Annotated in this window: 29 protein-coding genes and 1 tRNA gene; 7 read left to right on the forward strand and 23 right to left on the reverse strand. The window is 38.8% G+C overall.

Annotated elements, in window-relative coordinates; genetic code table 11:
- Positions 1-16 precede the first annotated feature (16 nt).
- Positions 17-1,615 (reverse strand): Na/Pi cotransporter family protein, encoded by a 1,599-nt coding sequence (locus CDZ88_RS12455; RefSeq protein ID WP_100373857.1) that lies wholly within the window; start codon positions 1,613-1,615, stop codon positions 17-19.
- Positions 1,612-2,280, reverse strand: coding sequence for a phosphate signaling complex PhoU family protein (locus tag CDZ88_RS12460; protein ID WP_100373858.1), 669 nt, complete (start codon positions 2,278-2,280; stop codon positions 1,612-1,614). The genes CDZ88_RS12455 and CDZ88_RS12460 overlap by 4 nt, the downstream gene beginning before the upstream one ends.
- A 202-nt stretch (positions 2,281-2,482) precedes the next feature.
- Here CDZ88_RS12460 and yhfH point away from each other — a divergent pair, with 202 nt between their 5' ends.
- Together yhfH and rraA are read left to right on the forward strand one after the other, a co-directional pair.
- Positions 2,483-2,617 carry a protein YhfH gene (yhfH, locus tag CDZ88_RS12465; protein WP_100373859.1) on the forward strand — a complete coding sequence of 45 codons (135 nt, stop codon included), beginning with the start codon at positions 2,483-2,485 and terminating at the stop codon, positions 2,615-2,617.
- A gap of 88 nt (positions 2,618-2,705) precedes the next feature.
- Positions 2,706-3,185, forward strand: coding sequence for a ribonuclease E activity regulator RraA (gene rraA / locus CDZ88_RS12470; RefSeq protein ID WP_100373860.1), 480 nt, complete (start codon positions 2,706-2,708; stop codon positions 3,183-3,185).
- 99 nt (positions 3,186-3,284) lie between these two features.
- Here rraA and CDZ88_RS12475 read toward each other — a convergent pair whose 3' ends face one another.
- The 6 genes from CDZ88_RS12475 to CDZ88_RS17755 all read right to left on the reverse strand — a co-directional run bounded on the left by CDZ88_RS12475 (position 3,285) and on the right by CDZ88_RS17755 (position 6,521).
- Entirely contained in the window at positions 3,285-3,866 is a 582-nt protein-coding gene (locus CDZ88_RS12475) for a YusW family protein (RefSeq protein WP_100373861.1), read from the reverse strand.
- 174 nt (positions 3,867-4,040) lie between these two features.
- Complete coding sequence (locus tag CDZ88_RS12480; protein WP_100373862.1) at positions 4,041-4,364, reverse strand: hypothetical protein; 324 nt, start codon at positions 4,362-4,364, stop codon at positions 4,041-4,043.
- A gap of 291 nt (positions 4,365-4,655) precedes the next feature.
- Positions 4,656-4,856: a hypothetical protein gene (locus tag CDZ88_RS12485; RefSeq protein ID WP_100373863.1), complete on the reverse strand. Its 201-nt coding sequence runs from the start codon at positions 4,854-4,856 to the stop codon at positions 4,656-4,658.
- Positions 4,857-5,140: 284 nt separating this feature from the next.
- On the reverse strand, positions 5,141-5,962 hold the full coding sequence (locus tag CDZ88_RS12490; RefSeq protein WP_100373864.1) for a manganese catalase: 822 nt from the start codon (positions 5,960-5,962) through the stop codon (positions 5,141-5,143).
- Between the two features lie 278 nt (positions 5,963-6,240).
- Positions 6,241-6,366: a DUF2188 domain-containing protein gene (locus CDZ88_RS18025; protein WP_442857124.1), complete on the reverse strand. Its 126-nt coding sequence runs from the start codon at positions 6,364-6,366 to the stop codon at positions 6,241-6,243.
- Positions 6,366-6,521, reverse strand: coding sequence for a DUF2188 domain-containing protein (locus tag CDZ88_RS17755; protein ID WP_232718639.1), 156 nt, complete (start codon positions 6,519-6,521; stop codon positions 6,366-6,368). The genes CDZ88_RS18025 and CDZ88_RS17755 overlap by 1 nt, the downstream gene beginning before the upstream one ends.
- A 121-nt stretch (positions 6,522-6,642) precedes the next feature.
- On the opposite strand from CDZ88_RS17755, the gene CDZ88_RS12500 reads away from it, so the two are divergent.
- Positions 6,643-7,074, forward strand: a complete 432-nt coding sequence (locus CDZ88_RS12500) for a CBS domain-containing protein (RefSeq protein WP_100373865.1) — start codon at positions 6,643-6,645, stop codon at positions 7,072-7,074.
- 51 nt (positions 7,075-7,125) lie between these two features.
- Here CDZ88_RS12500 and CDZ88_RS12505 read toward each other — a convergent pair whose 3' ends face one another.
- The 3 genes from CDZ88_RS12505 to CDZ88_RS12515 form a co-directional block, all read right to left on the reverse strand.
- Positions 7,126-7,353: a response regulator gene (locus CDZ88_RS12505; protein WP_100373866.1), complete on the reverse strand. Its 228-nt coding sequence runs from the start codon at positions 7,351-7,353 to the stop codon at positions 7,126-7,128.
- A gap of 41 nt (positions 7,354-7,394) precedes the next feature.
- Positions 7,395-9,419, reverse strand: coding sequence for an EAL domain-containing protein (locus CDZ88_RS12510; RefSeq protein ID WP_198507854.1), 2,025 nt, complete (start codon positions 9,417-9,419; stop codon positions 7,395-7,397).
- Between the two features lie 441 nt (positions 9,420-9,860).
- Positions 9,861-9,936, reverse strand: a tRNA-Ala gene (locus CDZ88_RS12515).
- 122 nt (positions 9,937-10,058) lie between these two features.
- On the opposite strand from CDZ88_RS12515, the gene CDZ88_RS12520 reads away from it, so the two are divergent.
- Positions 10,059-10,547 carry a hypothetical protein gene (locus CDZ88_RS12520; RefSeq protein ID WP_232718747.1) on the forward strand — a complete coding sequence of 163 codons (489 nt, stop codon included), beginning with the start codon at positions 10,059-10,061 and terminating at the stop codon, positions 10,545-10,547.
- A gap of 367 nt (positions 10,548-10,914) precedes the next feature.
- Positions 10,915-11,934 carry a potassium channel family protein gene (locus CDZ88_RS12530; protein ID WP_100373870.1) on the forward strand — a complete coding sequence of 340 codons (1,020 nt, stop codon included), beginning with the start codon at positions 10,915-10,917 and terminating at the stop codon, positions 11,932-11,934.
- Here the strand turns inward: CDZ88_RS12530 and CDZ88_RS12535 are convergent.
- The 3 genes from CDZ88_RS12535 to CDZ88_RS12545 form a co-directional block, all read right to left on the reverse strand.
- Positions 11,918-12,340 (reverse strand): YugN-like family protein, encoded by a 423-nt coding sequence (locus CDZ88_RS12535; RefSeq protein ID WP_100373871.1) that lies wholly within the window; start codon positions 12,338-12,340, stop codon positions 11,918-11,920. The genes CDZ88_RS12530 and CDZ88_RS12535 overlap by 17 nt on opposite strands.
- A 114-nt stretch (positions 12,341-12,454) precedes the next feature.
- Positions 12,455-13,804 (reverse strand): glucose-6-phosphate isomerase, encoded by a 1,350-nt coding sequence (locus tag CDZ88_RS12540; protein ID WP_100373872.1) that lies wholly within the window; start codon positions 13,802-13,804, stop codon positions 12,455-12,457.
- 281 nt (positions 13,805-14,085) lie between these two features.
- Positions 14,086-15,249 carry an iron-containing alcohol dehydrogenase gene (locus CDZ88_RS12545; protein WP_100373873.1) on the reverse strand — a complete coding sequence of 388 codons (1,164 nt, stop codon included), beginning with the start codon at positions 15,247-15,249 and terminating at the stop codon, positions 14,086-14,088.
- Positions 15,250-15,475: 226 nt separating this feature from the next.
- On the opposite strand from CDZ88_RS12545, the gene CDZ88_RS12550 reads away from it, so the two are divergent.
- On the forward strand, positions 15,476-15,703 hold the full coding sequence (locus CDZ88_RS12550; protein ID WP_100373874.1) for a DUF378 domain-containing protein: 228 nt from the start codon (positions 15,476-15,478) through the stop codon (positions 15,701-15,703).
- A 127-nt stretch (positions 15,704-15,830) separates the two neighbouring features.
- Here CDZ88_RS12550 and yugI read toward each other — a convergent pair whose 3' ends face one another.
- The 5 genes from yugI to CDZ88_RS12575 form a co-directional block, all read right to left on the reverse strand.
- Complete coding sequence (gene yugI / locus CDZ88_RS12555; RefSeq protein WP_100373875.1) at positions 15,831-16,265, reverse strand: S1 domain-containing post-transcriptional regulator GSP13; 435 nt, start codon at positions 16,263-16,265, stop codon at positions 15,831-15,833.
- A 248-nt stretch (positions 16,266-16,513) separates the two neighbouring features.
- The gene (locus CDZ88_RS12560) at positions 16,514-17,671 is read right to left on the reverse strand and encodes a DEAD/DEAH box helicase (protein ID WP_100373876.1); all 1,158 of its coding nucleotides are present in this window, start codon (positions 17,669-17,671) and stop codon (positions 16,514-16,516) included.
- A 21-nt stretch (positions 17,672-17,692) separates the two neighbouring features.
- Positions 17,693-18,475, reverse strand: coding sequence for a hydroxyethylthiazole kinase (thiM, locus tag CDZ88_RS12565; RefSeq protein WP_269799261.1), 783 nt, complete (start codon positions 18,473-18,475; stop codon positions 17,693-17,695).
- 253 nt (positions 18,476-18,728) lie between these two features.
- On the reverse strand, positions 18,729-19,901 hold the full coding sequence (locus CDZ88_RS12570) for an aminotransferase (RefSeq protein ID WP_100373878.1): 1,173 nt from the start codon (positions 19,899-19,901) through the stop codon (positions 18,729-18,731).
- The gene (locus CDZ88_RS12575; RefSeq protein WP_100373879.1) at positions 19,898-20,392 is read right to left on the reverse strand and encodes an Lrp/AsnC family transcriptional regulator; all 495 of its coding nucleotides are present in this window, start codon (positions 20,390-20,392) and stop codon (positions 19,898-19,900) included. Before CDZ88_RS12575 ends, CDZ88_RS12570 begins: the two co-directional genes overlap by 4 nt.
- 127 nt (positions 20,393-20,519) lie before the next feature.
- On the opposite strand from CDZ88_RS12575, the gene CDZ88_RS12580 reads away from it, so the two are divergent.
- A complete protein-coding gene (locus tag CDZ88_RS12580) occupies positions 20,520-21,092 on the forward strand; it encodes a cysteine hydrolase family protein (RefSeq protein ID WP_100373880.1) in 573 nt (190 codons plus the stop codon).
- Positions 21,093-21,257: 165 nt separating this feature from the next.
- Here the strand turns inward: CDZ88_RS12580 and bluB are convergent, their stop codons facing one another.
- The 4 genes from bluB to CDZ88_RS12600 form a co-directional block, all read right to left on the reverse strand.
- A complete protein-coding gene (gene bluB / locus CDZ88_RS12585) occupies positions 21,258-21,905 on the reverse strand; it encodes a 5,6-dimethylbenzimidazole synthase (protein ID WP_100373881.1) in 648 nt (215 codons plus the stop codon).
- Between the two features lie 89 nt (positions 21,906-21,994).
- Complete coding sequence (locus tag CDZ88_RS12590; RefSeq protein ID WP_100373882.1) at positions 21,995-23,680, reverse strand: glycoside hydrolase family 13 protein; 1,686 nt, start codon at positions 23,678-23,680, stop codon at positions 21,995-21,997.
- Positions 23,681-23,806: 126 nt separating this feature from the next.
- On the reverse strand, positions 23,807-23,992 hold the full coding sequence (locus tag CDZ88_RS12595; RefSeq protein WP_100373883.1) for a BshB3 potential contributor to bacillithiol synthesis: 186 nt from the start codon (positions 23,990-23,992) through the stop codon (positions 23,807-23,809).
- A 297-nt stretch (positions 23,993-24,289) separates the two neighbouring features.
- Positions 24,290-24,763 carry an S-ribosylhomocysteine lyase gene (locus CDZ88_RS12600; protein ID WP_100373884.1) on the reverse strand — a complete coding sequence of 158 codons (474 nt, stop codon included), beginning with the start codon at positions 24,761-24,763 and terminating at the stop codon, positions 24,290-24,292.
- Positions 24,764-24,825: the final 62 nt, after the last annotated feature.

Raw genomic sequence — 24,825 nt, forward strand, 5'->3', positions numbered from 1 at the left:
GAAATGTATAGCACCATTAAATAATGCCTATAACCGTACGCGATATATTCAATGAAGCATGATGCAATCTCACTAGCTGATTCACTAAATCCAGATAAACAGAACTAATCGTTGGGTTGTATTCATTTTGTTGGAGTAATGTATTAAAATGGTCAAATCGAAAGTCTCTTTCTTTTTCGCTAATTGCGCCTTGCTCCCGAATAACTTTTCTGACGAAGTGATGATTATTTTCTTCACAAGCAAGAATAGCTTGCTGCAATGTCTCCTCAATTGTCGGAACGAATCTCTTGAGACGATTGGCATCTTCTTCTACTAAATCTATTTGCTGTTCTTTTAATATTTCCACACTGGTAGAAAATTGTAGAACAATGTCGCTGATTTGTTCTAAATCATTAAGCATATATAATAACTTTACTTCTTGGTCAGATTGTTCCTTTGATAAATCCTGTTGAGCGATTCGTAATAAATATTGTTGGATGATTTCATACGCCTCATCAATTTTTTGTTCATGATGAATAATTTCTTGATGAGAAACATGCCGATCAATAATATCAGGAATCTGCGCGATGAGATGTTTCCGAACATAATGCGCTAGTTTAACCACTTCTTTTTCAGTCTGAAGTAAGGCTTCATCTGGTATCGATAAATATTGCTCACTAATAAAGACCACCTGCTCACTACTTCGTTTTGGGAGGACCCAATTTACCCCACGAGCTAAAAAAAGAAGAAACGGCAACCAAATACATGCCAGCAACAAGTTAAACACTGTATGGAAATTAGCAATTTGTCGTTCCCCTTCTCCTGGTATGAGGATATTCACAGAGGGCAAAAGAAGAAGAACAGAACCAATGAGGAAGACTGCAGTGAACTTCATAATCAAATAAGCAATGGCTACTTTCTTTCCTTCGCGAGAAACAGAAAAGCTGGAAATCAAAACAGGGACAGTGGCTCCAAGGTTCGCTCCTAGAACTAACCAAATCATCTCCTCATATCCGAGGGCTCCTACACTAAAAAAAGACATGCCAATAACAATCATAGCTACACTACTATGCAATCCTGCGGTGAGGATCAAGCTAACACACAATAATAAAATCGGTTGATCGGTTACCTGCAACAAGACATTCATTACAAAGGGCTCCTTCGTTAATGGAAGCACCGCAGCAGAGATATAAGAAATTCCAAATAAGACCAGTCCAAAACCAAGTAAACCATCCCCTATAGGTTTCACTCGATCTGTTGAGATAAAGACAAGTAAGATCGCCCCACTGAAAATAAAAATAGGTGAAAATTGACTGATGTTAAACGCTAAAATTTGTACGGTTAACGTCGTTCCAATCGCTGAACCCAGTAAGACTCCAAAGGCTTGAACCAATGTGATGATGGAATGACTAACAAGCCCCACCGCGATAATTGACATTACCGTGCTACTTTGTAAGAAGAATGTAAAAAACAGGCCTACAACGAGTGCCTGCAACCTATTTTTTACAATTATCCCCATCTGATAACGTAGCTTATTGATCGCAGCTTTTTGCAATCCCTTACTTAACCGACTCATCCCATACAAAAAAAGACCTAGCCCTCCAAGAAAACTTAGAAGACTTTGGGTGATAATCATAACGTGGGTCTCTTAATAGAAGAGTGACATTCCTTTAAATAGTGTCGGTAGTCTTTCGCTGCGTTCGATACGTGATCGGCCAACCGTTCAAAAAAACGACTCATCAAAATTAATCTTCCACCACTATCTGCTCCTAACTGATCCAATTGTAGTGATTCAGTAATTCTCATGAAGGAAATACGATTTAATTGATTAACTTCTGGATCTTCCTTTTTATAAATCCACTTTAATGCTTGGCGATCTTCTTTTAAAATCCCGTGTTTTAAGGCGTCTAGCATCTTCCCGACATTTTTCATAAACTGTGAAAAGGATTCACTGACCATTCCTGGTACAGTATCGACCGGTGCAATAACGATGATATTTATAATGTGATCACCTACTCGTTCTAAATCCCTTGCAATCTTAGCAAAAAGAAACAACCCTTTTACTTGAGTTAACGCTAATTGCTCATAAGACAATAGCTCTAATACTCTCTTTTGGATAATTTTATTGATCTGATCTATGTCTTGCTCGGAGCGATGGATTTCATCTTTATGAAACATAGCATGCTCTTCCATTGATTTTGAACCTCTCTGGAGCATTTGATGATTGAGTTCTACCATTAAGAGTAGACTCTCGCGAAGCTCAGTCATTTCTCGATCAAGAAAGTTCGTTCGTGTTAACATCACTACTCCCCCCTTCTTATACTTTTATAAGAAAACAACAAGAACTATTCCTCTTCGGTAAATATTCCTTACATTTTTGTAAACTTTGTAAGGAAAGAACGACCGTCCACAAATTAAATGAAAGAATTCCCAAAAAAACAGTTGCGTTTATTTTATCTGTTATAGTACAATGAACTTAACAAAAAAACGGAGGCGATTACCTATGAAAAAGAATCAAGTAATCATGAGAAATACTACTACAAAGGAATGTACTGACTGCGGATCGACAATAAACCAAATTCAAGAAGCATATTTCAACCAATGTGAAAAGTGTTTACGTCATTCTACTTACGAGTAATGCTACTCTGTTATACAACAAAGTCTGACTCTATAGAGTCAGACTTTGTTCCGTGTATCAAATCTATCATTTTTAGGAGGTCTTTCTCATGTTCCACACCGCTGATTTATGCGATCAATTTAGAGAACAACTCCAAGTAGCTGATCCGATCTTACGTCACTACGGAAAGAAGCGTTCTTTTACCGGCCCGATCTCTACTATAAAAGTGTTTGAGGACAATGTATTAGTGAAGAGCTCACTTGAATCGATTCCAAAAGGCCATGTGTTAGTAGTTGATGGGGGAGGTTCCACTCGATGTGCATTAATTGGGGATAACTTAGCTGAGATTGCCATCTCTCGTGAACTTGCTGGAATCGTTGTGTATGGATGTATTAGAGACTCTTCCTTCATTAACGAAATGAATATTGGCATACGGGCGCTTGGTACAAATCCAATGAAAAGCATTAAACAAGGCAAGGGAGATGTTGATATTCCTTTGCAATTTGCCGGCATTGTTTTTAAACCTGGCCACACCCTTTATGCAGATGGTGATGGGATTATTGTGAGTGAGACATGTTTACTTACATAGAATAAAAAAGGCTGCCACACTCATTCAACAATGAGCGCGACAGCCTTTTATACGACTTTTATTATATTTGTATAATAAAAGATTTTTTAAAAATCCGGATTACATATCTTGTGAGTGTTCAATCTCAAGGTCTGTTCCATCATCAAAAGTGATTTTTAGATCAAGAGTTTCGTATGTTGACTCAAGACCAAATGCAGATACTACAGCATCAACGATCTCATCTTCACTCATTGAACTATCAAGTTGCATTTCTTCAAACTTTGTCTCTAATTGAGTATAAGCTTCGTCACCCTCTAATTGAGTGTCATTCATTGAATCATCAATTTCAGCATGAACTTCTTCTTGAGTATGGTCATAATCAACAGTATAGTCATCTGTCATACCCTCATAGCTCACACCTAATTCAAACGTACTGAAACCAAATGCTGTCGTTGCTGGCTCATCTTCTTCAAACATTTCGTCCGCATCTTCGCCCATTGCATCGTCATCTGTTGTCGTATCAGTTTCCATATCGTCATCATCGTCCATCATGCTATCGTCTGAATCATCACCCATTGTGTCCTCTTCTGTTACTGTATCTTCTGGTGCTGGATTATCTACCTCTGTTTCTGAATTACACGCTCCTAGAACGATCGTTGAAGTAATAAATGCACCTGCTAAAATTGTTTTTGCTTTTTTCATTTTGAAATCCTCCTAATTTTGTATTGTACTTAGTGTTTAACCTCTATTCGACATCCTCAAACGTTATTTTTGAATAATAATTGTGTGATATTATCGTAAACTATGTGAAAGATCTACATAAGTGTATGTACATCTTAATAAGAAACAGCCGAGCAAGCTGCTCGACTGTTATCTTTACTCTTTTCCAACGGGCATAATATTTCCTAACACTTCTTTTGTTTCAGGCGTTCCCAGTTCATAAAGCATTTCATATAAGTTTCGAATTTCCTTTTGAGTGTAGTCCTTTTCGTTATCTGCCGTTCGTTCATGAAATGGTCGCTCAAAAATTTGTTGTGGTTCAAAATCACGATCACTAATCGATTCGAGCTTTGCATGAATCTTATCCTTTTCTTTTTCCGTTGCATAGATTTCATATTGGATCATGTTATCTGGTGTTTCCGTTTTTGAAATACTTAATACCGGCATATCAACTGACACATAATAACGTTCACGTTCCATTTGAATCTCTCCTTTATGTTTTTGATTGTCTTATGATTCTATTACCCATTAATAGAAAGAACTACACAATTATTATCCAATTGATTTTAGATACGACGTTTTTGCTCTATATTGAAGAAGCAATTTTTAGATTAGTGTCAATAGGCTCGTACGTCTTTGATATATCGTTTAACTTCTTCTCCATGAATGCGAGCGTCATAATGTGTGAACAAGTGGTTTCTCATCCTTTTCAATACACAAGCGCTCATAAACGAAGAACTACAAAAAAAGACCAAACAAATGGAGTTTGGCCTAACGCTCACTAGTAGAACGATTCTTTGTCGCTTTTTTATTTTTTTCTTCTTCTTCCTCAAGTTTAATCTCACCTAAAGGTAGTTCATCGACTGGCATGATTGTTTGATCACGCTCGATTTGTTTTTCCTGTGCGTCTTTAAAGGCTTTTGATTTTTGATTACGTTCCTCAAGTACTTTTTCTCTTTCTCTTTTATCCAAGGTAATCCCTCCTCTTATATGGATATTGATTCCCTAGACTAATTTTTATTAAACATATCAGAAGAAGAAAATATAGTTAGAACATGTTTAAATTGCAACTCACCCTCTTAAACTCATTAAACAAGGCAAAGGATATGTAAATATCGCTGTGCAATTTTCCAGGATCAACTTTGAACCTGATGCTAATTTATACGCGGACGAAGTTGGGATTTTAATCTTTAAGAGTATTTACTAAATAAGTAGAAAAACAAACAGTCCAAGCTTCCGCGCTTGGACTGTTTGTTTTACAGCGTTGGAGGAGTATTGTGAATAGATGTCGGAACTGGATTTAAAAAAGGTGCCTCTGCAAATGGATAAGGTTCAGCAAAATATTGAAATTCTCCTTCCCCGTCCATACTCGGTCCACTTGCCCAACGACCTTGCGCACTTTCCTCTCCCCTAGATAAGTTCATAAATAGATGTGACACTTCTTTTTTCTCTAGCTCTATTGGAAAAGTACTCGGAACAATAACCCCTTCTTGGTCTTCTAGTTCGCTAATGGCAGCAAGCCATAGATTTTGATGCATCCTATCTCGGGCAATTAAGAAGGAGAGCATATCTTTTACACCACGATCATCTGTTAGTTCATATAATCTTACAGCTTGAAGCCTGCCTTGAGATTCTGCATTTAAATTCGCTCTAAAATCAGCTAATAAATTCCCGCTCGCAATCGTATAACCACCATTCCAAGGTACCCCCACACTATTGACAGGCATTGCACCGAGTCCAGAAACAATAGCATGCTGCGGGTTCATACCACCTAATATTGCTCCAAGTATAGGGTCTTTGGCCGCTTGTTCCTGTTGATCGACAGGAGCTCCTTCAAGCATGTGAGCGATCATGGTTGTTAGCATCTCAATATGGCCCAGTTCTTCCGTTCCGACATCCATGAGCATATCACGATATTTCTCATTCCCTCTAGTGTTCCACCCTTGAAACAAGTACTGAATCGCAACAGTAATTTCACCAAACTGACCACCTAATATCTCCTGAAGTTTCTTTGCATAGACTGGATCCGGACGCTCTGGCCTGGACCAATACTGCAGCTCCTTAACATGATAAAACATGTCATCCCCCCTTACCTTACTTTATTAATTAATAATATGTTCTAAGGAATAATGGCAGAACAGAGACAAGTTTATTTCGCTCCGAACAATTAAAGACCCCTCAAGATTGATTTGTTTTTATGCTTTGATAATCAAGTAGTATATGTCTCTAAAAAGCGTGAACTCCTCTCTAATTCTTTAAACGTATAAAGAGCTTCTTACCAAAATAAGAAGCTCTTCACTTTACATTTCGGTATATTTTTTTGTCAGCTCAAGTGACCCATCTTTACGATATATTTTTAGTTGAATATTCTTTTTGCTAACTGCTGATCCCCATATTCTAACGCTTCATCCTTCGTGTCAAATGTTTTATTCGCTCTATCTGCACCTTTCTTTTTTATCGTCCATTGGTCATTTTGACTAATTAATTGATTGGTGTCATATTTCTTTCTTTGCCAGTTTTCTCCGCTTCATCAATTGCAATAGGTATCCCTCTCCCTTCATCATATCCGTCTTCTACTAATGAATTCGCAATTTCTATTGCCTTTTCTTTAACTACTTTATTTAAATTCCAAGGCATTGCAGAACACACTTCAATTTTTAATGATTTTTATGCTTTATATTTTCCCCTTACCCAATTATATAATCACGTATAATCTTTCTACTAAATGCGAATGGTAAACAAGAAAGGAGTGAGATTAATGCAACAAAACCTAAAAAAACTTATGTCCACTCAAGTCGTTTCTGTAACACCAGAACAATCCATTCAAGAAGCTGCTGCTTTGATGAAAGAACACAATATTGGATCTATTCCAGTTGTCAATAACGGACAAGTAGCAGGTATGATCACGGATCGGGATATTACCTTACGTGCTACAGCTGAAGGAGCGTCATCACATATTCCTGTTCAAGAATGTATGACGAGTAACTTAACTGTAGGGACTTCCACCATGGATGCTCATGAAGCAGCCGCACTAATGGCTCAGCACCAAATTCGTCGTCTTCCTATAGTAGATAATGGCCAATTAGTTGGTATGGTTGCTCTTGGTGACTTAGCTACAGAGAATACTTTACAAAACGAAGCAGAAGAAGCTTTATCGGATATATCTCAACAAAACGATCCAAATTCTTAAAACTCCACACCGCGGAACCTCTCTCATCATTAGAGAGGTTTTTTACTTTAATCAAAATCTAATTACTGTTTTTTCCACTATATATCTAAAATGAAACTTTTTCGAACACATAATCCCTTGAGCATTAGCATTTATATTTTTAATTTGTTTAAGTGCATCTAACTCTTGCATCACTATTTCCAATGTGACGATATCTGGTTTTAATTTATTGTATTTTTCTATAGCAATCTGACCATTCTCTGCTTTTCCAGCCACTTCACTACCAATTTCTGTTAACATATTTTTCTATTGAGACTTCATTGTGAAACAAAGTCAGAACATTATGTTTGCTGTTTTTTAGTAAGATAAAAATGTCTAATATAATTTAGCAAATCGGATTCTTCTAATGGTTTTGAGTAAAGATACCCTTGAACATAATGACAACCATGTCTAAGCAATTCATCTTCTTGTTCAATCGTTTCAACGCCTTCGGCAATGACATCGAGTTCAAGACTTTTAATTAGTACAATTAAAGCATGAAGAACAGCTTCCTTCTTTGTTCCTTCACCAATTGCATCAATAAAACTTTTATCAACCTTAATTTTATCTATTGGCAAGTTTGATAAGTAATTAATTTTTGAATAACCCGTTCCGAAATCATCAATTGAAATGATGACACCTAATTCTCGAAGTCTTTCCAGTTGATAAAACATATCTTGAGAACTAATTAAATGAAGAGTTTCAGTGATTTCTAACTCTAGCTTACCCCATCCAATCTTAAATTTTTTCATTTGCTCATGAATGAAAAGAAAGAACGAATGCGATTCCAATAATGAAGAAGAGATATTAAAAGCAACCGATCCTTCGAATTGATGACACTCTCTCCAATTCTGCACCCGTGTTAATACATTCTCAATCATTTTTTCCGTAAGCTCTTGAATCTTGCCCGTTTCCTCGGCAATACGGATAAATTCCGGTGGAGAAATATATCCGAAGTCAGGATGATTCCAACGTGATAAAACTTCTACGCCAACTATGTTTTGATCATGTAGATTAATTTGCGGTTGAAAAACGAAAAAGAACTCTCCACGATCTAGCGCTTGAAACATATCCTGTCCAAGTAGCATTTTGCGCTTCAAAACTTCATGCATCTTTATTTCATAAAAGCAAAAAGCACCATTAGATGAAGGTGTTTTCTTAGCTTCATACATTGCTGTATCAGCTGATGACATCAAATTTGATATATTTGAACCGATTTCAGGATACGAAGATATCCCAATAGAGGCTGTTATCTGAAAGACTGAATAGCCGTCGACATAAATTGACTGACGAATCTCTCTTAATAATCGGTTAACAAACTCAATAACATTTTTATTTTCAACGGTTTCAATAATTAAAACAAACTCATCTCCGCCTAAACGTGAAATAATCGCTTCCTCCATTGAATATTTTTTTAAGCGTTGACCAATTGTCATTAACACGTTATCTCCAGCATCGTGACCAAAAACATCATTTATCATCTTAAAATCATTCAAGTCAATAAAGAGTAAGGAAAAAGGTTTCTTTGCATTAATCTTTTGATTGATATGATCATAGAGCATTCTTCGATTAGCTAATCCTGTCAGTTCATCATAGTTAGCGAGATTCCAAAGTTGTTTATCTTTATTCTTTTTATCAGTAATATCTTGAAAGAATACAGCCAGTCCATTTTGAGCTCTTGGATAGACATGAACGTCAAACCACTTATTTAAAGCTATATATTTTTCTTCAAATCGACTCGCAGACTTACTAATCGCTGTTGCTTCATATTCTAACTGAAACCTCGAGCCTTTCTCATCAGGGAACTCCGTCCAAATATGTTTTCCTACTAGGTCATTACGATTTCGTTCTAATAGTATTTCCGCTTCTTTATTTATATACGTAAAACACCAGTACTGATCTAGTGTAAAGAAAGCATCATTCATACTTTCCAGAATATCGACGGTTTGATTTTTCGACCATTCCTCTTCCGTTATATTTCGATGTGCCACTAGCGCACCAACGATCTTTTCTTGATTAAATAGTGGAGTCACATACATCAAGAACCAACGATCAACCTCAGGAGAATGACAGGGATAGCGATTCGAAAAAGAATCCAGCTCTCCGTTTAACACCTCATTGATTCCGTTAAATTCTATTAAGGATTTTGCTTGTTTTAATACTTGTAAATAATTCACCCCAATATCATCAAATGAAGGATGACCTCCATTTTCAGCACTAAATATCTTCCAAGCTCGATTTGTTTGAGTAATAATTCCATACTTATTTATAATGGCTGTTTGATCTGGGAATGCATCCAATATTGAATCTTCATTCATTATTTCCATCGCTGCCACCCCTTCCATATGCCTCCACAGGAATCTCTTAAAACCGAACCTGAATCTATCAACTCCTCCTGCTCAGGGATTATTCTATAATGTCTCCAAACTGCTACATCACGACATGTGGAAATCAGTATGGGCACAACTACAATGCCCATTATCAGACTACACAGGGATGTACAGAAAATAGCTTCTTACAGTTTTGTATAAAACTTCGTCCTCTAAATTATCCTTACAAATTACTGAATCATTATGAGTAAATCATGCTGTTATTTTAGGAATAGAATCTTTTCCTGACTACACAGGGGGGACAAAAAAACGACACGATTCCTCGTTAGTACGAAGAACCGCGTCGTTATACGCATTATGTATGGTGCAGTTTCCTAGTACTACTGAAGTTCAATCGCTCCGCCAAAAATTTCGACGACGCTTCGTTCACAATAATTATGGTGGAGCATAGCGGGCTCGAACCGCTGACCTCTTGGCTGCCAGCCAAGCGCTCTCCCAGCTGAGCTAATGCCCCGAGTTAAAATGTTCTTCGCTCTATTATAGCAATTTCTTGATAGAATTCAACTCAATTTTACATACTAAAGAAGATTATTTTTTAGTCAAGTTGGCAATGTGTATAGAAGCAATGATTTGGAGGTGTTTTCCTTGTTTACATTATCGGATATACCGATATTACTTGTTTCTCTTTTTATTCTCCTCCCGCTTGTGACGATCATCCACCAAACCGGGCATGTGTTTTTCGTTTGGTTATTTGGAGGGAAAGTAACATTTGTCATAGGGGCTGGTAAGAAGTTATTGTCATTTGGACCTATCGAACTAAGACGAATTTATTTTTGGCATTCGTTCTTCCAATTTGAGAAATTAAAATATGATACAACGTTGAGCCATTTGCTTGTATTTATTGGCGGATCGCTCTTTAACTTTATCAGCATATTGATTGTGAACGGATTAATCCTAATCGATATTTTGGCTCCGCATATTTTCTATTACAATTTTGTTTATTTCTCTATTTACTATATTTTCTTTTCTCTGTTCCCTGCACGATATTCAGACGATCACCCTAGTGATACAATGGCCATTTATGACCTACTAAAGCATGGTAAGAAATGTGACCCGTTAGACTAGTTATATTTAGGAGTAGACCTTCCTAAATTTAGACCAATCTACTTACTGACAAAGAAAGGAGCCTTCTTAAGAAGGCTCCTTTCTTCATAAACCTCATCAAAAGATTAAATCTAAAATCCACCAACCGAAAGCCCCTATTACGCCAACCACGAAGGAGCTGATCACATTTTCTACGGTTACTTTCCGATGCTTCACTACATCAAAAATGAACCACCCACAAAAAATTGAGAATCCAAATATAATTGCTGTTACTATACCACTCGCCTCCTTACACATTCCTTCTAATCTTAGCAGAGAAACGATTGGTTAAACAAGAGAATGGTTATAATGAGGAGTATGAGTACGAGGTAGAACGGTGGTTAGACAGATGTTAGAATTAATCGTTGTGAGAGCACTTATTGGAAGAATTCCGATTGTCATCAGATTGGTGTTTATTGTTTTCGGGATTGCGATCACACTTGGTTTAGTTGTTCATTTTCTTGAGCCTGATGTGTTTCCTACATGGTTTGATGCTGTCTGGTGGGCACTCGTTACGGTCTCTACTGTCGGGTACGGGGATTTTGTTCCACATACAACCATCGGTCGGATCTTAGGCATTATTCTTATTTTTTCTGGGGTCGGGTTTATGACGCTTTTTTTCACGTCTTTGGCCGCTCAAACCATTTCTTCAGTCAATGCCTTTCGAGAAGGGACGTTAACGTATATGGGAGTCGAACATATCATTATCATCGGTTGGAATGAACGTAGTCGGCATGCAATCGACAATTTGAATAAGATGAAACCACAATCAAATATCGTTCTGATTGATGACACATTAGAAGAGCTTCCTCCTGGATTTAAGCAACTTCATTTTGTAAAAGGAAATAGCACAGAGGATGCGACATTAAAACAAGCAAACATTGGACTTGCATCAAGTGTGTTAATCACGTCACAACATTATGGGAATGAATTCTCGGCCGATGCGAGCTCGATCTTATCAACTCTCGCTGTGAAATCACAGCACCCAGAAGTTTATACGATCGTCGAGATTTTAACAAAACAACAGCTCCCAAATGCTAAGAGAGCAGGAGCCGATGAAATCATCGAATCAACGAATTTAACAGGTTCCGTGTTAACAAACAGCTTGCTCTTCCATCACCTTAGTGATGTCATCGATGATCTATTAACATTTGATAAAAAAAACCAACTAAAGTATGTCCCAATAATAGAGGAGCAAGTGGGTCAACACTTCTCAGCTATTCTTTCTTCTCTTTATAAAGAAGGAGAATTACTGATTGGAGTAAAACGCGCGGACGATGTTTTACTCCATCCACAAAGTGACATGAAGCTTGAAGAACATGATCTTCTCATTTTAATCAAAAGACTTCGTTCTAATAAAGCAACGTGAGTTCGAGTTCTTGGATTAAACTACGGGCGACAGGCATAAACTTCTGATCAATTTCGGCATCTTTATCAACTGGCTCTTGGAATTGATTGACTAAACTATTGTACGTATAGGATACGAGCCCGTTGAAGGGGTCAGGATTGTCATCAAGTCCTCTTTGGAATTTATGGTTAAGTAAAAAAGGTTGACCAAGCTCGACACTGACACCGCGGCGGTCTAACTCGCCATCGACCGCCTTAAACGGTACTCGTAAAAATGTGTACCCAACATCTTCGTCGATCTTGTAATCAAAATAGCCATGATCATAATCCCAATTTCCTCCAATCCGATAGCCAAGTGGCTTTAACTTTTCTTCAAGCACTTGCAGCTTAAATTCTTTCCCATTTATCGTAGAATCCATAGCAATCATTTTGTTCACACTCCTCATTAACTTATAGAAGTAGTGTGACCCGATTAAAACATTAATATAAACCATTCTATAAAAAGAAAAAACCACGCAACGATGCGTGGTTTTGTTCAGCCATTATTTTAGGCGTTTTTCAAGTTCTGCTTTTTCCACTTCAAAACCTGGCTTACCAAGGAGCGCAAACATATTTTTCTTATATGCTTCCACCCCTGGTTGATCAAACGGATTGACACCAAGTAGGTACCCACTAATTCCACAAGCTTTTTCGAAGAAGTAAATTAAGTACCCGAAGTGATACTCGTTCAATTCTGGCATATTGATAATCAAGTTGGGCACGCCACCATCTGTATGAGCAAGCATGGTTCCTTCAAATGCCTTTTTATTTACAAAATCCATCGTCTCACCCGCAAGGTAGTTTAACCCGTCAAGATCGTTCTCCGCTTTTTCAATCTTGATTTCTTCACGTACCTTCTCGACAGTTATAATCGTTTCAAACAAATCACGACGTCCATCCTGTACGTATTGTCCCATTGAATGAAGGTCTGTTGAAAAGTCTACAGATGCAGGGAAAATTCCTTTTCCGTCTTTTCCTTCACTTTCACCGTAAAGTTGTTTCCACCATTCTGATACATAGTGAAGCGCTGGTTCGTAATTGACCATCAACTCAATCGTCTTACCTTTGTTGTAGAAGGCATTACGCACAGCCGCATATTGATAAGCTTCGTTTTCTTTTAGATCAGGGTTTGACAGATCCTTGCTTGCATCTTGTGCGCCTTTCATTAGCGCTTCAATATCAAGACCACTTACGGCAATCGGCAGAAGGCCAACAGCCGTTAATACAGAAAAGCGCCCACCAATATCATCAGCAATCACAAATGACTCATAGCCTTCTTCTGTTGCTAATGTTTTCAAGGCTCCTTTTTCACGATCGGTTGTCGCATAAATACGACGACGCGCCTCTTCCGTTCCGTATTTTTTCTCTAGGAATTCACGGAAGATGCGAAAAGCAATGGCAGGTTCCGTTGTTGTTCCAGATTTAGAAATTACATTTACAGAAACATCTTTTCCTTCAAGTAGGGCAAAAAGATCTTTCACATACGTAGAAGAGATGTTATTTCCGACAAAGAATACTTGTGGCGCTTTACGTTCTTCTTTAGATACCACGTTATAAAAAGAATGATTGAGTGCTTCAATCGCTGCACGCGCACCTAAGTACGAGCCACCAATTCCAATAACGAGGAGTACATCTGTGTCTTCTTTGATTTTTTTTGCGGCCGCTTGGATGCGTGCAAATTCTTCTTGATCGTATGAATTGGGAAGGTCGATCCATCCTAAAAAGTCGCTTCCTGCACCTGTTCCGTTATGTAATGCCTCATGAGCGGCTGTTACCGCACCTTGCATATTGTCAATTTCGTGCTTTCCAAAAAATGATAATGCCTTTGAATAATCAAATTGAATCTTATTCATAAAGGTATTGCCTCCTTATTTATAGTACGTTTATTCCACTATTCACTTTACCCGAAGGTACCCATAAGAATCAAGCTCGCCATCAAATGTAAGCGAAACCAATATTTTCAGAAGAGAAAGAGGCTGAGACGAAAGTGTTTTAATCTTCAAAAATCCAAACAAATGGTAGACGATGCAATCAAGCCGCTCCTGAAATATACTCCGCTAAATTTGTACGTTGATCAGATTTTGTTCAGATTTTCGGTTAAACACTTCTTTATGTCCCAGCCTCTTCTTGTCGTTTATAGAGCGTTTGTTAAAATTTGTTCTACATCTTCTTTTGTTAACTTCTTGAAGTTACCGAACTCTCCATTTGCAGCAGCAATTCCTGCCATGCGTTCGATTTGTGATTGATCGATATCATAATCTGCTAAGCGATTTGGCGCACCAATTTTTGTCCAGAACGCTGAAAGCTTCTCAATTCCTTCAAGCGCAATATCTTTATCAGATTTACCTGTAGGGTCTACACCAAGTACTCTAGTCGCCAACTGAACGTGACGTTCGTTACGCTCGTGTAATGTATGACGCATCCAATGTGGGAAGATAATCGCTAAGCCTCCTGCATGAGGAATATCATAAACCGCCGAGACTGCATGTTCAATGTTATGCGTTGCCCAGTCTCCACGTAGACCCATTTGAGTGATGCCATTTAATGCCATTGTTCCACAATATAGCACCGTTTCACGATGTTCAATTGATTCACGATCTTCTAGTAACTTCGGCGCCACTTCCATCACCGTTAATAAGATGGATTCCATAATACGATCTTGTAACGCTGTGTTCTCAGCATGATGAAAATAGGCTTCGACGACATGACTCATCATATCAACCATTCCGTAGACAGTTTGATCTTCTGGGACTGACACTGTGTTTTTAGGATCAAGAATCGAGAATTTCGGGAATGAGTAAGGACTTCCCCATCCGATCTTTTCACTTGTTTCCCAATTTGTAATAACAGAGCCTGCATTCATCTCTGATCCAGTCGCTGCAAGAGTCAGAACCGTTCCGAACGGGAGAGCTCCTTTCGGTGTATCTTTCTTTGTAATAACATCCCAAATGTCGCCATCATATTTCGCACCGACAGCAATTGCTTTTGTCGCATCAATTACACTTCCGCCACCAACAGCTAAAATAAATTCGATTTCATGCTCACGGCATAGCTCAATTCCTTTTCGAACGGTTGTTAGACGAGGGTTAGGTTCGACACCTGCAAGTTCTGTCACCTCTGCCCCAATCTCACTTAATTGGTTACTCACAAGATCGTACAGACAATTTTTCTTAATACTGCCACCACCATACACTAAAAGCACGCGTTTGCCGTAGCGTCCTACTTCTTTACCAATTTGTTCGTTTTGTCCTTCACCGAATACTAATTTCGTTGGGTTTTTAAACACGAATGGATTCATATGTATCCTCCTCATTAAATTAAGATCTCTTTATCATTATCAACAAAAGCATTCGTTCATGTAAAGCAATCCGACTCGGTTTAAGCGTTTCCAACATCTAACAAGCTCTCCTAACAATAGGAAGGAGATAAACTGCATAAATGTTCACCTTTATCCTCATTCTAAAAGGGAAGCACACCCTCACATCGACGGTTGTGCAAATCCTGTATAGGTGGAGGTGATTGGTGTGAGTGGTATTCAACGTACAGCGCTTGTGTTAGCGATTATTGGCGCAGTTAACTGGGGTCTGATCGGATTCTTCCGTTTTGATCTTGTCGCCGCTATTTTCGGCGGACAAGCAGCAGGCCTTTCTCGTGTAATTTATGCCCTTGTTGGTCTTGCTGGTCTTTATTGTATTTCAATTCTGTTCAAGCCTGATGAGGAACTTGAGCGCGTGCCAGAGACAGAACGTTAATAAATAGTGGATGAGCATCTCAAAAACACATTTTGAGATGCTTTTTTGATTCAGATGAGCATTCTAGTATATGTTCATCAGACATAAAAAAAACACCCGATAAAATCGGGTGTTTTTTTTATACGATTTATTTCTTTGCACGCTTGTTAAGATCAGCTTGAATTTCGTTAGATTGCTTTAACCATTCTTTAAGCTTATCTTCAAGAGTGTTGAAACCTTGTTGTGGCTTTTGTTGGAAGTTTGGCTTACGACCACCGCCGCCTTGGCCTTGTCCACCGCCAGTGTTACGAGGCTTAGCTGGACGAGCTGGACGCTCAGGAGCTTCTTGAGTAGCACGGATTGATAGAGAAATTTTTCCTGACGCTTCTTCAACGCTCATGATTTTAACTTTCACTTCATCACCAACAGTAAGAACATCATTAATATCCTTAACGAAACCGTGAGCTACCTCCGAAATGTGAACTAACCCTTGCTTGTGCTCATCGATTGCAACGAACGCACCAAAAGGTTTGATTCCTGTTATTTTACCTTCAACAATACTGCCTACTTCATAATTTGACATGAACATACATCTCCTAACTATTTATTAACCTTTTAATTTTAACACATGATTTGACTTTACGCAAAAAAAATTTTTTTAATTCTTTTCACCTTATCATACGTCTAAGTCTGTAGTTTCATCCTAACAGGTATTTACCGATCCGTAAATTAACTTATTATTCATGATGTGAAAAAACAAACGGGAAAATGCTACAAAATCCCACAAAAAAAGCCGTCTAATCAACTCTGACGGCTCAAATCCAATAAAAATTATTTTCTTTTCACTTTCGGTTGTTCATCCGTTAACATGCCTTGTGTCACAAATCGTTCCTCAAGCTTAATTCCAAGGTCACGTTTGTATTTTTCAAGCTTGTATTCATCCTTGCGCTCGATCAAGGTCACAACCGTTCCCACTTTCCCCATCCGTCCTGTTCGGCCAGAGCGGTGAAGATAGCTATCAGGACTCGCCGGAGGGTCTAATTGAATAATATGTGTCACATCATCGACATCTAGCCCACGAGCAGCAAGATCAGTAGCTACAAGAATATGGGTATCTCCTTTACGGAAGCCTTGTAACGCCTTCTCACGCTCTTGCTTGGCGCTATCAGAAGATAAAGAAGCAGCCTTTACTTTACGATACAGAAGTTTATCGGTTGTTTCTGCTAACTTCTCTAACTGATTAACAAACACAATGCCTTTTTTAATGTCTTCTGCATGAATGAGTTTACGAGCCATGTCGACTCGATCTCTTGATTCTACACGTACAAATAAATGTTCAATGTTCTCCATCACTAGTCCACCTGTTGCTTCTAGCTCAACTGTGAACGGAGCAAATGTTGAAATTTGATCGGCAAAATCTTTCGGTAATGTCGCTGAAACAAATAAGAACTGGCGGTCACGACCTGTACGTTTAGCAATTTCAGTAAAGGCATCCCAAGAGGGTTTCTCACCCATCATGCGATCGGCTTCATCAACTGCTACTACTTTCAACTCATTTAATTTTAATTTTTTCATTTCAATTAGTTCTAGCACACGACCTGGTGTACCCACTGCTAGTTGTGGTTTTTTCTTCTTCAATCGTTCAAGTTGACGTTTCACATTCGCCCCACCGATGAATGATCCGATTTCAATCGGATTATTTTCCGTAAGTTTTCTTGCGACTTCAACAATTTGCATAGCTAGCTCTTGAGTAGGAGCTAGAATTAACGCTTGTAAACCTTTTTCATTTTCACTAATTTTTGATAAGATCGGCAATAAAAAAGCCAATGTTTTGCCTGTGCCCGTTTGAGAACGAGCAATAATCGATTGTCCTGCTAATGCTTCAGGAATCATTTTTGCTTGAATGTCTGTTGGTTTTGTAACTCCCATGTCTTCTAACACTTGTTGGTAATGTGACGGAATTCCGTCTATTTGAAACGTCTCTATCATGGATAAGCCTCTTTCTTTTCCTTATTGTTCCGTTCGTTTTAATTCTGCCACGGACTGATCGGTCATTTTATTTAATTGATTCAGAAACTCTTGTTGAAACGAACCAATGCCTTCTTCATTTGTTCTTGCAAACGCTCGCTCACTTGCAATCCCGTAGTAAGCAACTGCATCCACACATGCCTCTAGTATATCATGACGAGCAACCGCTATAAACGATGCCACCACAGCACCGAGTAAACAACCTGTTCCAACGACTTTCGTTAGCCAAGGGTGTCCATTGTAAATCGTGTGTACATGCGTCCCATCTGTAATTACATCGACTTCCCCTGTGACAACAGCGATACATGAAAATTGTTTGGCTGCCGTTTTTGCAAGTTCAATCGTGTCTCCCTCCATCGCCCCATCAACACCTTTGACAGAAGCATCCATTCCACATAGCGAGGCTATCTCACCGGCATTTCCTCGTAAAACCGCAACATCGACTTCTCTTAAAATTTTCAAGCTAGCCTCTGTTCGAAAAGCAGTAGCCCCCGCACCGACAGGGTCTAAAACGACAGGCACTTGATTTTTCATTGCTGCTTGTCCAGCGATCATCATTGCTTCTACTTCTTCGGTTGATAACGTCCCGATGTTTAATAAAAGTGCTCCTGCGATACTAGCGAGGTCAGCTACTTCTTCTTTTGCATAAGCCATGACTGGTGAAGCACCTAAAGCAAGAAGACCATTTGCCGTAAAATTCGTCACAACGACGTTGGTCATACAATGAATCAGTGGATTCTCTTCTCTAATTCGTTTAAGAGACATATTCATCTCCCTTTCCATCTATATTTTTACACAAATCCTTAGTAAGTTCTTGATGAAATCTTACCGTTTTTCCGTTCTCAATACAAATAAACAATTTTTTTATGAATCAATGTTTAAAAAAATTAAAAGCGTGCATAATGGGTATTACAATCGTATTTCCCCCATAATTGAGGCTAGAGCGGCCATGCTCTTGCCTCATTTTTTTGATTACATAAAAAAACACACGCACTCCACTAAGTGAAATGCGCATCGTTTAAAATCGCTTTAGAAATCTTCCAATTCTCTCAACCGATTGCTCAAGATTCTCCATCGACGTCGCATAAGAACAGCGAATATGTCCCTCTCCACCTTCACCAAACACTCCGCCCGGCACAACCGCTACACGTTCTGCTAACAGTAATTTTTCAGCAAATTGTTCCGAGCTTAGTCCTGTTTTTTTGATAGATGGAAATGCATAAAATGCCCCTCCAGGCGTATGACACTCTAGTCCGATCTCTGTCAGGGATTTCACAAAATAATTTCGCCTCTGCTTGTACGACTGTTTCATCGTAGCCACCTCGTCCATCCCGGTCTTTAATGCTTCTAGCGCACCATATTGAGCCATCGTCGGTGCACACATTAAACTATATTGATGGATCTTTAGCATGGCCGATAGTAAGTCAGGTGGTGCACAGACAAAGCCTAAACGCCAGCCCGTCATTGCGAACGCTTTTGAAAAACCAGAAATAATAATTGTTCGCTCTCTCATCCCTTTTAGATGAGAGAAACAAACATGTTCCTCATCATACGTTAACTCCGCGTAAATTTCATCAGAGAAGACGAGAAGATCATGACGTTCAACTAGGTCAGCAAGCTCTTGCAGTTCCTCTTTGTTCATTGTAGAGCCTGTAGGATTATTAGGGAAACAGAGCATGATCGCTTTTGTTCGATCAGTAATTGCCGACTCAATGTGCTTGGCTTGTGCTTTAAAGTCTGTCTCAAGCTGGGTGCCAACAGCAACAGGGACACCACCAGCCATCGATACGAGTGGGGCATAGGAAACGAAGCTTGGCTCAACGACAATCACTTCGTCCCCTTCATCAAGAACAGCACGCATGCCAACATCAATTGCTTCACTCGCTCCGACAGTAACCAAAATCTCCGTTTCAGGATCATAGCTCACTTGAAATCGTGTCTGCATATAATCGGAAATCGCCTCGCGTAATTCAATGATTCCCGCATTCGCTGAATATGCTGTAAATCCTCGTTCCATTGAAGAAATGCTTGCTTCACGAATATTCCATGGCGTCACAAAATCCGGTTCGCCAACCCCCAATGAGATGATGTTATCCATGCTCGATGCAAGGTCAAAAAAACGACGAATCCCGGATGGTTTAATCGATTGGACACGTTTAGACAAACGTTTGTTTAATTGAGTTGTGCTCATGGAGCCACCACAATTCGGCGATCTTGCTCTCCTTCACCAAATACCACACCATCATGCTTGTATTTTTTTAGCTGAAAATGGGTTGTTGTCGATAACACCGACTCAACCGTGGAAAGTTTTTCAGAGACAAAACGTGCAATTTCAGACATTGTTTTTCCTTCGATCACAACAGAAAGATCATAAGCACCACTCATTAAGTACAAAGCTTTTACTTCTTTAAATCGATAGATGCGCTCTGCAACTTGATCAAATCCTACACCTCTTTGCGGTGTCACTTTCACATCAATCATAGCTGTAACCATTTCATTTTGTTCAACCTTACTCCAGTCAATCACTGCCGAGTAGCTTAGAATAATATGTTTGTCCTCTAGCATTTTCAGTAATCCCTTTACTTCTTCTTCCGTAGCATCTATCATTTTTGCTAAGGTTGGAATAGATTCTCGTCCGTTCTCCTCAATAATATGTAAAAGTTCAATTGCTCTTTGGATCATCTGAGTATCTCCTCTCGCTGTTACATGCATGGTTTCGATTAATTTTGTTTATCATAACATATCAGCGAATAGAGAAAATCATTTTCACATAAAATTCTGAATTAAAAGTTTTGAAGGAGTGAGTTATATGCAATTATCGAATTCGTCGAATAACAATACCGCGTTACTTATTATTGATATGATTAGTGATTTTGAGTTTGAAGATTCCGAACTTCTCATCGAACATGCCCTGCCTGCAGCCAAAAAAATAGCCGCTTTAAAAGAACGTGCTGCCTCTGCAAACATCCCTGTCATTTATGTGAATGATAATTATGGTAAGTGGCAATCTGATTTTCCACACCTTGTCAACCATTGCCTCGAAAATGATGTGAAAGGCAAGAAAATCGTGGAATTATTAAGGCCTGATTACAAAAGAGATTATTTCGTATTGAAGCCAAAATTCTCTGGCTTTTTCGCTACCCCATTAAATCTGTTACTTGAGCACCTTGATGTGGATACATTAATAATCACGGGCGCTGCTGGCAATATGTGTGTGCAATTCACAGCCAATGATGCGTATATGCGCGACTACCATATCTATGTTCCAAGCGATTGTTGTGCATCCAACACCTTAAAAGCCAATCAAGAGGCACTACACTTAATGGAACAAGTGACAAAGGTCAACACTACCCCATCTGATGACTTGACACTGCCTTTATAACAAGCCCGTGCATATGAAAAAGAGGCATGGACAAAAGCATTTTAAAACCTAGAAGTCCGAATGTGAAGGCAAGTAGACGTATATAAATCGCTCCGGAAATACACTACATGTTCGCCTTCTTAGTTTTTACCTAATTTTGTCCTAACCTCTTCACATTATCTTTTCTTACCGTTCTCCCCACTTTTCCTTGAAGATCAATTCCTCAAGCTCGCGACGCTTTTCCCAACCTGATGATTGTAGAATTGGTTGTTTTGGATAGTTTTCTGTGTACCCGATGGAAAGAAGGGCAAGCGGTTCGACATGTGGCGGGATATTTAGGATATCTCGAACATCATTTTTCTTGTAAAAGCTCACCCAGCCTAATGCTAACCCTTCTGCCGTCGCTGCGAGCCACATATTCTGTATCGCGCAAGCCGTTGAAAGCATATCTGTTTCAGGAATAGAGTTTCTTCCTAACACATGGGATCCACCACGAGTCGGATCACACGTCACACAAATCGTGACTGGTGCCTGTTTTAACCCTTCAATCTTAAGAGATAAGAATGTCTGATGACGCTCGTCCTTATTCTCATAATGGATCGCTAATGCTCGCTTCTCCTTATCAGCCGCCCAAGCTAACTTTTCTTTCACTTCATCACTTTTGACAACGACAAAATTCCATGGTTGCATGAAGCCAACAGAAGGACCTTGATGCCCTGCTTCAATAATTCTCTCTATTTTCTCGTCCTCTACTGGGGTAGTTAAAAATGTACGTACATCCCGTCTCGTCGCAATTACCTTATAAATCGCATCTTGTTCTTGTTTATTAAACATACTATTTCCTCCCCATCTAATCATTTCTTTTATTTTATGTACATATTTTCGATTAAGCTAGCCTTTCAGAGAAAAAACTCCCACTTTAATTAGTGAGAGTTCTTATCAATTTTATATACTACAGCTTCATACGGTTTTAGTGTAACAATATCCTCTGTAGGTACTGTCGCCTCATAGTTACTAATTAAAACCTCTACCGGCTTCGATGACGTACCTAATTCAAAGCTTGCTTCTTCTGCATAAAAATTACATACGACCAACAATGCTTCTTCATTTAATTCACGTTCGTAAGCAAAAATAGACGGGTGATCAAATGCAACCAGTTCATATGTTCCATAAACGATCACTTCATGAGCTTTCCTAAGTTCAATTAATTTTTTGTAATAATAGAAAATAGAATTCTCATCTTGAAGAGCTGCTTTTACATTGATTCGTTCGTAATTAGTATTGACCTTAATCCACGGTGTACCTGTTGTAAAGCCTGCTTGGTCACTCGAATCCCACTGCATAGGAGTTCTTGCATTATCTCTACTTTTTGCATAGATAGCTGGCATGATCTCATGTTTACTCGCTCCATAACTATCTATCATTTCGTTGTAATAATTAAGCGTTTCAATATCTCTATACTCTGAGATGTCTTCAAACTGAATATTAGTCATCCCAATTTCTTCCCCTTGATAAATGTACGGAGTCCCCTTCATCATATGGAGAAGTGTAGCAAGCATTGTTGCTGATTCACGATGGTATAGCTTATCATCCCCAAACCTCGAGACAATACGTGGTTGGTCATGATTGCACCAATACAAACTGTTCCACCCATCATTAGCCAATTCGTTTTGCCATTTTGATAAATTCTCCTTTAGCTCTAGGAGTTCCAATGGCTTTATTTCCCACTTGCTTTTTCCTTTATACTTATCAAGCCCCATATGTTCAAATTGAAACACCATATTCAACTCTTGTCGTTGATCAGCTGTGTAACGAATCGCTTCACTTGGTGTCACCTTTGGACACTCACCAACTGTCAGAATGTCATACTTTGAAAGGACTTCTTCATTCATCTCACGCAAGTAATCATGAACACCCGGTAGATTAAACTGGTACGAGTCTGCCTCTTGGTCTCCCGTTAGAAACTCGTCGTAGGTCGGTAGGATTTCTTTTTTCGATATCATATTAATAACATCCATTCGGAATCCATCGACCCCTTTATCTAACCAAAATCGCATCATCTCATATACATCTTGACGAACCTTTTCGTTTTCCCAATTGAGGTCGGGTTGTTTCTCTGAGAACATATGTAAGAAGTACTCACCCGTTGTGTCATCATATTTCCATGCTGAGCCACCAAAAGAAGCGATCCAGTCTGTCGGAGGTTCTGATTTGTTCCCAGGTCTCCATATATAATAGTCACGGTACGCATTGTCTTTTGATTGTTTTGATTCGATAAACCATTGATGCTCATCAGAAGTGTGGTTTACAACTAGGTCCATCACAAGCTTAATTCCACGCTTATGCATTTCCTCCAAGAGCTGATCCCAGTCGTCCATCGTACCGAAATCATCCATAATCTTTACGTAATCACTTATATCGTAGCCATTATCATCATTAGGTGATTGATACACTGGTGACAACCAGACAACATCAGCTCCTAGCTCCCTCAAGTAATCTAACTTTTCAATGATTCCTTGGATATCACCGATTCCATCTCCGTTGCTGTCTTTGAAACTTTTCGGATAAACTTGATACACAATACTTTCTTTCCACCACGTTTTATTCAAAGCGGTACCACCTTTCCATCGTTCGTTCCAAACTTGTGATCACATTCTAACATGACTCTTAGTTTATCTAAGTTTCCACCCAGTTTCAATCTAGCTAAAATTCTCGAAAGATGTCCTATGAATCGGTTAAAAGTAGACAATCGCAACGACAAGTATGATGGTGATAATCGGAATGAGCACAAGGTACATCCATAATTGGTTATTAATACTTTTTGTCGTGTTGTAGTTTGTATTGTCTACACTACCGATATAAAGCGTAACAACGAGTGCAATCAAACAAATCACAAACACGATTCCTATTAATATATACATATTTGCTCCTTACATCCTTTTTAGGTGAGACCAACGATTGTATTTATACTTGTAAACAGCCTTTATCCTAACTTGTTTAACCACCAATGTAAACAAGAAAGAGGCTGAGACGAGAGTGTTTAAACTTATGGAATTCCGAACATGTGGTTGCGGCTAATGTAAACCGCTCCTGACATATACTTCGCTAAATTAGCGCTTCGTTCGTATCCTTAGTTAAACACTTTAGTTATGTCTCAGCCTCTTGAATCATATTGAACAAGAAAGTTTACTCTTAGAAAATGGATGGACAATGCTTCCCTATGCAAAGACTTCTTTTAATGTCGCTTTATCATGGGATAACCAATACTCCATTAGCTTTTTGGAATTTCGCAAATCATGAAGTTTTGCTTGACCACACTGCTTCTCGGTAGCTGCTGGAACTTCTTCTAGTTCAAGCGAGTAACGCATCGTCTTCTCAAGAATATCAATGATCTCTTCTACAGAAATTGCTCCGCTCATGATTAGATAAAATCCTGTTTGACACCCCATAGGTGATAGATCGATCACTTCAAAATGATCGTACTCTTCAGCGAAGCGACGCAAATTGAGTGCGAGTAAATGTTCCATCGTGTGAATGACATTCGGTCTCATCGCTTGCTTGTTCGGCTGATAAAAACGAATGTCAAACTTATTCACTTCGCCATCTGTCCCTACATCCTGTTTTCCACAATGACGTACAAAAGGGGCTTTTACAATCGTATGATCTAACTCAAAACTTTCGACCGTTGGCAAACTCATCACTCCTTGTTTCGTACACTATTTACTATCTAGTTAAAGTATATCGAATGAGTGTT

It is taken from the genome of Bacillus sp. FJAT-45037 (assembly GCF_002797325.1).
Taxonomy (GTDB): Bacteria; Bacillota; Bacilli; order Bacillales; family Bacillaceae_D; genus Alkalihalophilus.

Bases quoted from the DNA above. Each gene is read 5' to 3' on its own strand.
- CDZ88_RS12455 (WP_100373857.1), bottom strand. From the start codon at position 1,615: ATGATTATCACCCAAAGTCTTCTAAGTTTTCTTGGAGGGCTAGGTCTT.
- CDZ88_RS12460 (WP_100373858.1), bottom strand. From the start codon at position 2,280: ATGTTAACACGAACGAACTTTCTTGATCGAGAAATGACTGAGCTTCGC.
- yhfH (WP_100373859.1), top strand. From the start codon at position 2,483: ATGAAAAAGAATCAAGTAATCATGAGAAATACTACTACAAAGGAATGT.
- rraA (WP_100373860.1), top strand. From the start codon at position 2,706: ATGTTCCACACCGCTGATTTATGCGATCAATTTAGAGAACAACTCCAA.
- CDZ88_RS12475 (WP_100373861.1), bottom strand. From the start codon at position 3,866: ATGAAAAAAGCAAAAACAATTTTAGCAGGTGCATTTATTACTTCAACG.
- CDZ88_RS12480 (WP_100373862.1), bottom strand. From the start codon at position 4,364: ATGGAACGTGAACGTTATTATGTGTCAGTTGATATGCCGGTATTAAGT.
- CDZ88_RS12490 (WP_100373864.1), bottom strand. From the start codon at position 5,962: ATGTTTTATCATGTTAAGGAGCTGCAGTATTGGTCCAGGCCAGAGCGT.
- CDZ88_RS17755 (WP_232718639.1), bottom strand. From the start codon at position 6,521: ATGCCTTGGAATTTAAATAAAGTAGTTAAAGAAAAGGCAATAGAAATT.
- CDZ88_RS12500 (WP_100373865.1), top strand. From the start codon at position 6,643: ATGCAACAAAACCTAAAAAAACTTATGTCCACTCAAGTCGTTTCTGTA.
- CDZ88_RS12505 (WP_100373866.1), bottom strand. From the start codon at position 7,353: ATGTTAACAGAAATTGGTAGTGAAGTGGCTGGAAAAGCAGAGAATGGT.
- CDZ88_RS12510 (WP_198507854.1), bottom strand. From the start codon at position 9,419: ATGGAAATAATGAATGAAGATTCAATATTGGATGCATTCCCAGATCAA.
- CDZ88_RS12530 (WP_100373870.1), top strand. From the start codon at position 10,915: ATGTTAGAATTAATCGTTGTGAGAGCACTTATTGGAAGAATTCCGATT.
- CDZ88_RS12535 (WP_100373871.1), bottom strand. From the start codon at position 12,340: ATGATTGCTATGGATTCTACGATAAATGGGAAAGAATTTAAGCTGCAA.
- CDZ88_RS12540 (WP_100373872.1), bottom strand. From the start codon at position 13,804: ATGAATAAGATTCAATTTGATTATTCAAAGGCATTATCATTTTTTGGA.
- CDZ88_RS12545 (WP_100373873.1), bottom strand. From the start codon at position 15,249: ATGAATCCATTCGTGTTTAAAAACCCAACGAAATTAGTATTCGGTGAA.
- yugI (WP_100373875.1), bottom strand. From the start codon at position 16,265: ATGTCAAATTATGAAGTAGGCAGTATTGTTGAAGGTAAAATAACAGGA.
- CDZ88_RS12560 (WP_100373876.1), bottom strand. From the start codon at position 17,671: ATGATAGAGACGTTTCAAATAGACGGAATTCCGTCACATTACCAACAA.
- thiM (WP_269799261.1), bottom strand. From the start codon at position 18,475: ATGTCTCTTAAACGAATTAGAGAAGAGAATCCACTGATTCATTGTATG.
- CDZ88_RS12570 (WP_100373878.1), bottom strand. From the start codon at position 19,901: ATGAGCACAACTCAATTAAACAAACGTTTGTCTAAACGTGTCCAATCG.
- CDZ88_RS12575 (WP_100373879.1), bottom strand. From the start codon at position 20,392: ATGATCCAAAGAGCAATTGAACTTTTACATATTATTGAGGAGAACGGA.
- CDZ88_RS12580 (WP_100373880.1), top strand. From the start codon at position 20,520: ATGCAATTATCGAATTCGTCGAATAACAATACCGCGTTACTTATTATT.
- bluB (WP_100373881.1), bottom strand. From the start codon at position 21,905: ATGTTTAATAAACAAGAACAAGATGCGATTTATAAGGTAATTGCGACG.
- CDZ88_RS12595 (WP_100373883.1), bottom strand. From the start codon at position 23,992: ATGTATATATTAATAGGAATCGTGTTTGTGATTTGTTTGATTGCACTC.